Origin of the sequence: Corynebacterium crudilactis, assembly GCF_001643015.1 — a bacterium.
In the GTDB taxonomy this organism is placed as follows: domain Bacteria; phylum Actinomycetota; class Actinomycetes; order Mycobacteriales; family Mycobacteriaceae; genus Corynebacterium; species Corynebacterium crudilactis.
The window spans coordinates 3,039,537-3,047,373 of sequence record NZ_CP015622.1; the positions used below are offsets into that span (position 1 = coordinate 3,039,537).

General features: G+C 51.5%; 9 protein-coding genes. 1 reads left to right on the forward strand and 8 read right to left on the reverse strand.

What is annotated here, in order from left to right; genetic code table 11:
- Positions 1-94: 94 nt before the first annotated feature.
- On the forward strand, positions 95-1,285 hold the full coding sequence (locus ccrud_RS13920) for an N-acetylmuramoyl-L-alanine amidase (protein WP_066569237.1): 1,191 nt from the start codon (positions 95-97) through the stop codon (positions 1,283-1,285).
- Here the strand turns inward: ccrud_RS13920 and ccrud_RS13925 are convergent.
- The 8 genes from ccrud_RS13925 to rpmH form a co-directional block, all read right to left on the reverse strand.
- Positions 1,282-1,899, reverse strand: a complete 618-nt coding sequence (locus tag ccrud_RS13925; RefSeq protein WP_066569243.1) for a hypothetical protein — start codon at positions 1,897-1,899, stop codon at positions 1,282-1,284. The genes ccrud_RS13920 and ccrud_RS13925 overlap by 4 nt on opposite strands.
- 18 nt (positions 1,900-1,917) lie before the next feature.
- Positions 1,918-3,192, reverse strand: coding sequence for a ParB/RepB/Spo0J family partition protein (locus ccrud_RS13930; protein WP_066569246.1), 1,275 nt, complete (start codon positions 3,190-3,192; stop codon positions 1,918-1,920).
- Positions 3,193-3,245: 53 nt separating this feature from the next.
- Complete coding sequence (locus ccrud_RS13935) at positions 3,246-4,175, reverse strand: ParA family protein (RefSeq protein WP_066569250.1); 930 nt, start codon at positions 4,173-4,175, stop codon at positions 3,246-3,248.
- A gap of 105 nt (positions 4,176-4,280) precedes the next feature.
- Positions 4,281-4,910 carry a 16S rRNA (guanine(527)-N(7))-methyltransferase RsmG gene (rsmG, locus tag ccrud_RS13940; protein ID WP_066569252.1) on the reverse strand — a complete coding sequence of 210 codons (630 nt, stop codon included), beginning with the start codon at positions 4,908-4,910 and terminating at the stop codon, positions 4,281-4,283.
- A gap of 228 nt (positions 4,911-5,138) precedes the next feature.
- Entirely contained in the window at positions 5,139-6,092 is a 954-nt protein-coding gene (yidC, locus tag ccrud_RS13945; protein WP_066569255.1) for a membrane protein insertase YidC, read from the reverse strand.
- Between the two features lie 54 nt (positions 6,093-6,146).
- A complete protein-coding gene (gene yidD, locus ccrud_RS15115; protein ID WP_074025658.1) occupies positions 6,147-6,446 on the reverse strand; it encodes a membrane protein insertion efficiency factor YidD in 300 nt (99 codons plus the stop codon).
- On the reverse strand, positions 6,427-6,828 hold the full coding sequence (rnpA, locus tag ccrud_RS13950; protein WP_066569259.1) for a ribonuclease P protein component: 402 nt from the start codon (positions 6,826-6,828) through the stop codon (positions 6,427-6,429). Before rnpA ends, yidD begins: the two co-directional genes overlap by 20 nt.
- Positions 6,829-6,864: 36 nt before the next feature.
- Complete coding sequence (rpmH, locus tag ccrud_RS13955; RefSeq protein WP_066569265.1) at positions 6,865-7,008, reverse strand: 50S ribosomal protein L34; 144 nt, start codon at positions 7,006-7,008, stop codon at positions 6,865-6,867.
- Positions 7,009-7,837: the final 829 nt, after the last annotated feature.

The following is a 7,837-nucleotide window of genomic DNA, read 5'->3' on the forward strand; positions in this document are numbered from 1 at the left end:
ACTGCAGTTACTTGGATGAACTATATCCATTGTGAATTTTCCACGAATGCCCCAAGATCCCGGGGTTTTTAACATGATTAATGTAAGGAGCAGGGTGTCTAAAGTCCTGAGAGTTGGCGATCGCAGCCCGCGCGTAGCTGAAGTGCGCACTACGCTCGCTCGCCTCGGCGTGATTGAAGGCTATTCACGGGAGATGTCTGCCAAGACAGAATCCCACAAGTTCCACGAAGAAGAAACACTTTTCGACGAAGAACTCAGCCTCAGCATCAAGTCTTTCCAACAAGCTCGAGGCATCATTCCCTCCGGGCTTATCGACGACCTCTCCCTGCGCATCATCCGTGAAGCTTCCTACACCCTAGGAACCCGCGTTCTGTCGTATCAGCCGGGCAACCAGATGGTGGGCGATGATGTCGTAGAGATCCAATCCCATCTCCAGGAGCTAGGTTTCTACACCGACCGCGTAGACGGCCACTTTGGTGATCTCACACACAAAGCTGTGATGAATTACCAATTGAACTACGGTATGCAGGCCGATGGAATCTGTGGCCCAGATACCATCCGTGCACTGGCTCGCCTCGGTCTTCGTATCAAGGGCGGATCTGCTCAGGCCATTCGTGAACGTGAACGGATGCGCACCGCTGGTCCACGTCTCACTGGCAAGCGAGTAGTCATTGATCCTGCTTTGGGTGGTCCCAACAAGGGACAAATTGTGCAAGGCCCTTACGGAGAAATCTCTGAAGAGGAAATCCTCTGGGACCTAGCCACTCGCCTTGAGGGTCGTATGATCGCAGCAGGTATGGAAACCATCCTGTCGCGCCCACACATGGATGATCCCAACAGTCGCGACCGTGCATCTATTGCGAACGCTTTCAGCGCCGATCTGGTGCTCAGCTTGAATTGTGATTCTTACTCAAACGACAAAGCTAACGGCGTTGCCAGCTTCTACTTCGGCTCGGAAAACGGCACCAACTCTTTGACTGGAGAGACGCTGTCAGCGTATATCCAAAAAGAGATCGTGGCGCGTACTCCATTGACCAACTGTGGCAGCCATGCGCGTACCTGGGAGCTTCTTCGCCTCACGCGTATGCCCATGGTGGAAATCGTGACCGGCTATCTCACCAACCCAGGTGATGTTGCTGTGCTGACTGATCCTAAAATGCGTGATCATATCGCCGAAGCCATCGTCGTGGCCGTCAAGCGTCTGTATTTGCTTGATGATGAAGCACAACCGAAAACTGGTACGTTCAAGTTCTCGGAGCTGCTCCAATCTGAACAGGCTGATTAAAAAGCGCCTATTTCTTGAAGCAATCGCTGCGCATCTTTAGCTGTCATCAGCACCGTCGCGGGTGGTAATTCCATCCGCAGGCGAGGCAGCACAGGATGATCGGCGATGACTTCAAAGCCTGCGGATTCTAAAGCCTCCACATCAATCAGGCCGATCTCTAAACGCCTGGAGGCAATAGGATCCGGATGGGTGCTGTCGGCGCGATAGCCAAAAGCCTCCACGGCAGGATAATCGCGCCGAATAAGTTCCATGAGGGAGGCGTCGAGAAGCGCCGATTCCATGCCTATGCCCCGGAAAACCTCGTCGATGAACAGACTGCTGATGATCGCGGCGTCGCTTGAAATCGGTGCCGTAGGCAACGCTTGTGCACCTGGAGCGGCATCTGGCTCGCAGAAAATTACCGACGCCAGCGCGGGCGTCCCATTGCGGTAACCAATATTGAAACCGCAGGACTCAAACTCTAAAAGCGTGGTGGACAGCCAGGCTTCCTTCTCAAAAGAAGGATCAACTTTGGCTGAAACCGCCGGAGCAAGTTCCCAAAACGCCGACTTTCGGGCCTGCGGATGCAGGAAATCTAAAGCTTCCTGCGCGATTGGGAAAAGTGAAGCCTGCATGTGGGCATCAAACTCGAGTTATTGTCCCTGGATCAAGGACATAATGCGCTCAAAATCATCCTTGTCACCGAATTCGACAACGAGCTTGCCCTTACCCTTACCCATGCTCACAGACACCTTGGTATCCAAATTATCTGCCAAAGATTCCGCAGCGCGGGTAAATACCTCAGGAGTTGGAGCCTTTTCACGCGGTGGCTTCTTCTCCTCTTCATCACCACGGTTGGTGAGCAACACCAGTTCCTCGGTGGCGCGCACAGACAAGCCCTCAGCGATGATGCGGGTAGCTAGAACATCCTGAGCTTCCTCGCCAGACTTAAGGCCCAGTAGTGCACGTGCATGGCCTGCAGAGAGCACACCAGCAGCAACCTTGGTCTGTACATTCACGGGCAGACCAAGCAGACGGATCATATTGGTAATCACTGGACGAGAGCGACCCAACTTATCAGCCAGCTCTGCCTGAGTGACACCGAACTCCTCCAGCAGCTGCTGATAAGCAGCTGCTTCTTCCAAAGGATTCAGCTGTACCCTGTGGATATTTTCCAAAAGGGCATCGCGCAGCATGGCGCTGTCTTCAGTCTCACGGACAATCGCCGGAATAACATCTAAACCAGCACGCTTGGATGCACGCCAACGGCGCTCACCCATGATGAGCTCATAGCCATCTTCAGACCTGCGCACCACGATCGGCTGCATGAGACCGAACTCGCTGATCGAATGCACCAACTCATCCAGTGCCTGAGGATCAAACTCATGGCGAGGCTGCTGCGGATTAGGGCGGATCTGCTCAATGGGGATCTCAAGGTAAGTTGCCCCGAATTCAGTGGACTGCTCAGACTGCTGCGGAGCGCTTACCTGTGGTTGAGCTTCTTCTGCCTTGGTTGCCGGCTCAGCAGCTTGTTGCAGCGCTGACTCTGACTTAGGCTCTACTTTTTCCATGGCAGGCTTTCGCCCATGAGCGTTGCCAGTAACGAGCCGAGCGCTACGCGCACCCGCCATTCCACCGAGAATAATATCGGCGGCACCGCCACCGAGGCCTGGGGAATTACTCGATCCAGCCCTACGCGTACCCGTTGTTCCACTGAGACCGGGGGAAGTATTTGGCTTTACGCCACGTGTATTCACCGAATCACCAGGGCCTGGGGAGTTGCTCGGTTCTGTGCCACGTGTCTCCAGTGGGTCACCGAGAGCTGGGGAATTGCTCGGTCCGGAGGGAATAAGTGCGGCCAGACCGCGCCCCAAACCGCCCTTACGCTTTGCGGTCTGGGGCTTGTCGGAACCCTTGTTCTGAGCCATAGCGCTTAGACGCACCTTTCATACAGCACAACAATTAACGTATTCAAAGAAGTTTACTGCTCATCGGCAGGTTTAACGCCGACCGGACCGGATTCTTCACTAGGCAAGAAATCACCACGGATTGCCAGCTCCTGCGCGGCATCTAAATAAGCCATCGCGCCACGAGAACCTGGATCATATTCAATGACTGTCTGTCCATAACCTGGAGCCTCAGACACCTTCACCGAACGTGGAATCTTATTGCCCAACACCACATCACCAAAGTGGCTATAAACTTCCGTAGCCACCTGCTCCGCCAAGTTGGTGCGGGCATCATGCATAGTCAGCAAAATTGCGGAAATATGCAGCTGACGGTTCAGGTGCTGGCGCAACATCGTGATGTTGTTGAGCAACTGACCCACGCCTTCAAGAGCGTAGTACTCACACTGAATAGGAATCAGTACTTCATTAACCGCGGTCATAGCGTTAATGGTGAGAAGTCCAAGTGAAGGAGGGCAGTCAATGATCATATAATCAAAATCGTGCTTATCAATGAACTCGCGCCCTAAAGCATCCGCCAAGCGGTATTCACGACGAACCAAGCTGACCAATTCAATTTCTGCACCGGCCAAATCCAGGGTTGCAGGAATACAGAACAAGTTCTCATGAGCGGTGGAAGGCTGCATAGCTTCCTCCGGGGTGCATTCACCGATCAACAACTCATATGAGGACAATGTTCCGGAGCGATGTTCCACACCCAATGCTGTCGATGCATTTCCCTGCGGATCTAGATCTACAACCAAGACTTTGAGCCCATGGATCGCCAAAGACGCAGCCAGGTTAACTGTAGAAGTAGTTTTACCAACGCCACCTTTTTGGTTTGCGATGGTAATCAAACGAGGTTCTTTAGGTTTCGGCAGCGTCAGGGAGTTGGGTGTCATCACCTGAGCTGCACGACGAGCCGCCGCTGCAATCGGTGTATCTTCCCAATTAGTGTCTTCCATCGACGTCAACCATCCCTATCTTCCTGTGCATGTGAATTCTTCATGCACACGTCATCGAATCAACATTAGTGCTTAACGCTATACCTATTCCACCACAGTGGAAGGTTACTTTTCTCTGCGGATTGAAATAAGCGTTGTAGGCTCGCTCAGAAGCTGGTCGCCCACTGTATAAACCTTAATATCGGAGCCACCGGCTTTGCGGATTTCCTTGGCATCCCGCTCAATTTCTTCCTCAACGCTGGATCCCTTCATGGCCACCATGCGGCCACCGATCTTCACCAAAGGCAATGACCAGGTGGCAAGCTTTCCAAGTGGTGCCACTGCACGAGAAGTAACAAGGTCTACCAAGCCGACTTGCTTACGCACTATTTTTTCCTCAGCGCGACCACGAATCACCGTGACATTATCCAACTGCAGCGCCTCTTTTACCTCGTTGAGGTACACCGAGCGCTTCAGAAGTGGCTCGATGAGAGTGATCTTTAAATCAGGGCGTGCAATAGCCAGTGGGATTCCAGGAAGCCCAGCACCAGAGCCGATATCAGCTACTGAAATGCCTTCATCCATGGCTTCGCCGATAACACCACAGTTAAGAATGTGGCGATCCCACAACCGGGGAACCTCACGTGGTCCGATGAATCCACGAATGGATCCATCCGTGGCCAGTGACTCATGATATGCAATGGCTTTTTCGAGATTATCCCCGAAAATTTCAGCGGCTGCTGGAGGCGTGGTCATGAAAAGTCCCCTTCGGACAAGAAATCTAACGGTACAGTACCTCAACTATAACGACTCAGCTCTACATGCTTGAGTGTTGGCTGCCTAAAGGTGCTTTTGCGCCAATAATTGCACAGAATCAAGCGTTTTGATCCGCACCAGAATTCCATTGAAAAGCACCAGAAAAGACAAAAGCCGCCAGCCCGATAAGTGGGCTGGCGGCTTTCCTTGTGCAAAAGTTAAAGAATTTTACTTCTTACGCTTCTTTGCATTTTCTGGCTTCGCGCCAGGCTTTGGAGCAGTTGTGCGCTTTGCTGCACGCTTTGCTTCTTCCTCAGCTGCTTCTTCAGCATCCATCTTGCCGAAAATGTAGCGCTGCTGGAAGAAGGTCCACACGTTGTTGGCCATCATGTAGACAAGCAGACCAATGGTCCAGATGAAACCGGTGAACAAAATAGTTGCTGGCATGAACCAGAGCATCATCTTGTTCATCATCTGCATCTGCATCGCCATTTGGTCATTTCCTGGAGCCTGCTGCTTGCCAGCAGCCTTACGAGCTTCCTGACGGTTGACAGACAAGCGCGCGTTCATGTGAGTTGCTACCACGATGATCAAAATCATTGGAGCTGCAACCAGTGCGATGTTGAGGCGGGAAACATCAACGCCAAGGAAAGCGTCGAATGCTTCAGCTGGCATGGTGATGAAGGAAGACAGTGGAGCACCGAACAGGTCAGCACGTAGGAAGGACTGAACCTCATCTACACCGAAGATGTAGTTCGCGGTGTTGGCATTTTCTTCAACTGACATGCCCAGCTGGCCGACGCCCTCACCGGTGCGGTTGAAGGAGCGCAGTACGTGGAACAGGCCAATAAACACTGGAATTTGCACCAGCATTGGTAAACAGCCTGCGATGGGGTTAACGCCAACCTCCTTTTGGAGCTTACGAGTTTCCTCCATCATCTTCTGCTGGTCGTTTTTGTACTTCTCGCGGATGGCCTGCATCTTTGGAGCCATGTCTTGCATTTTGCGCTGTGAACGCATCGTGTTGACCATTGGCTTGACCAGTACCAAACGCACGGTGAAGGTCAAGAACATGATCGACAAGGCCCAGGTGATTCCGGAATCTGGGCTCAGCACAAAGCTGAATGCTTTGTGCCAGAACCACAGAATGGCCGAAATTGGCCAATAAATGATATTGAGCACTGTGAGTCGAAACTCCTTGAGATTAATAGGGACTATATACTTTTGTCTGGATTTTTAGGTCACTGTTTCAGTGGCCCAAAATCCATGGTTTGGCACTGGGTCAAATCCTCCCGGATGCCAGGGCCCACATTTGGACAACCTTGCAACAGCGAGAATAGTTCCCTTAAAAGCCCCATGAACTGAGACTGCTTTCAATGCATATGTGCTGCAGACTGGATCAAACCGACAAGTGGCACCCATCTTAAGGCTAGAAAGGTACTTTTGATAGAAGCGAACAGCACTAGCTAATGCTTTAGCCGGGATGCTTTTCGGCTCTGGAATATCAAAAGGATCATCACTTGTTGGCGCGCACACGATTTGCTTTCCCCAAGCCATAGCGGATATCTCTTTCGAGTTCTGCTGATGTTGCTTCCCCAGAACCTGCCAATGCACGGATTACTACGTGATGGGTGGGGGAGAGTAGCTCTGGTGAATTTTCCGCGATGTTTGCACAGATATGACGAAGCCGTCGGGAAGTACGGTGGCGAACCACGGCATTTCCGACGGCTTTAGAAACGATAAGGCCGAATCGTGGACCACCGAATGAGGCGACTTCGCCTTGTTTTTCGGTGCCATCCAACGATTCGGCACTATCCCACAGGTGCACAACAGCAGTTTTACTGCCAGCACGACGCCCTTTCCTCAGCACCATGCGAAATTGCATGGAGGAGTTCAGTTTATGTTGCGCTGGCAGCACTTTTGCTTACACCCTTTATAAAGTGGTGACGCTAAATTAAGCAGTCAGCTTTTCGCGACCCTTGCGACGACGAGCCGCAACAATTGCACGACCTGCACGGGTACGCATACGAAGACGGAAGCCGTGAACACGTGCACGACGACGGTTGTTCGGCTGGAACGTCCGCTTGCCCTTTGCCACGTTAAACACTCCTAAAAATTTTTGTTAGATCACCGGACACACCGGTTCTACGGACAATTTGCGCGAAAACTTATCGCGCCAGCCCGATGCCGGGGAACGATCACCCAACGTTGGATGATTTTTGAGATTGCAGCTTCATTGTTGAAGTCGCAGCAGCGCTTTATGGAAAGCGCTGCTCTCAAGCACATGCGTTGTGACAGGATGCTTTGGAGAAGCGTCCTGGAAGTCACACGATGCGACAGACTGGTTTAGCTTACGGGAAAACGACCTTTGAAAACAAATTCAACCTTTGGCAATTTGGCGGGGGCACCCGTAATTACAAAGATGGCATTAACCACAGGTGAGAGGGCATATCGCCCGCCTAAACGCTTTTCGACGCCGCCCTCCGGCTATCTCCCCACGGCAAGAATTCACAGGGGTCAAACATGTGGACTGAACTGCGGGTAACAATGAAAATTACACATTGCATCAACAGCCTGTGGAAACTTCAACCTGTGGATAACACCTATTGTTAACCTTTAGATTGAGGGATCAAATGGAGTAATCGCAGGTGAGAGCGAATTTAAAGTTGATGCATATTTTCCACAGGCAATGCGCTATCCTGTGGATAAACGTTTTTGGGAAAAGTTATCCACAGCTGTGGACAACATTGTGGAAACAATGGTTATGGGCTTTTTTAGATGTGGATGAAGTTGTAGAAACATCGTGGAAGCTCTGGTGGATAACAATGCGGAATTTTACTCAATTTTCACACCCCTCCGCTGCCCGTATTCCACGGCTGAATTTAATTATTTTTCGATAGTTTCGCCAAAAGGAGATACCTAAAATA